The 603-nt window shown below is 53.9% G+C and carries 1 protein-coding gene and 1 pseudogene; both read right to left on the bottom strand.

From position 1 onward, the window contains the following. Positions 1 to 322 (bottom strand): ATP-binding cassette domain-containing protein (locus tag EXE42_RS16450; RefSeq protein WP_137707006.1); only part of this gene is annotated, 322 nt, incomplete at its 3' end. Next, a pseudogene (locus EXE42_RS16445) lies at positions 319 to 603 on the bottom strand (ABC transporter ATP-binding protein); the annotation flags it as partial. The pseudogene EXE42_RS16445 and the gene EXE42_RS16450, both read right to left, overlap by 4 nt.

Genomic DNA, 603 nt, shown 5'->3' with positions numbered 1-603 from the left:
CCGGCAGACTGAACGCACCCATGAGGAGATTTTCTCGAACGGTCATCGATGAAAAGAGGCTGTCGCTCTGCGGCACATAACTAACACCCCGCTCGATAATGGCATTCGTGTCCATTCCTTCGATGGACTCGCCGTTGAGCGTAATCGATCCGTCCATGTACGTCGTCAATCCGAGAACAGATTTCATCGCCGTGGATTTTCCTGCGCCGTTCGGCCCGACGATGGTTACATACTCACTGTCATCGACGGTCATATCGACATTGGATAAGATCTGTAGATCGCCGTACCCGGCGTCCAGTCCTTCTACATCAAGAACAGTCACACGTCATCACCACCGAGGTACGCCTCGATTACGCGCTCATCTGATTTCACATCGTCCGGGGAACCGGTCGTCAGGACCCCGCCTTGATGCATGACTACGACTCGCTCGCAGTTGTCCATGATGAGATCGATGTCGTGTTCGATGAGGAGGAACGAGTAACCGTCCTCGACGAGATCTTCGATTCGACTGAGGATCTTCTGCTCGAGAGTTGGGTTCACCCCGGCTAGCGGCTCGTCTAACAGCACGATATCCGGGTCTGTCAATAGTGCTCGAGCGATTTC

It is taken from the genome of Halorubrum sp. SP3 (assembly GCF_005435195.1).
GTDB classification, from domain to species: Archaea; Halobacteriota; Halobacteria; order Halobacteriales; family Haloferacaceae; genus Halorubrum; species Halorubrum sodomense.
The sequence above is the reverse complement of the archived record's forward strand: the minus strand, read 5'-3'. Positions and strand labels throughout refer to the sequence as shown.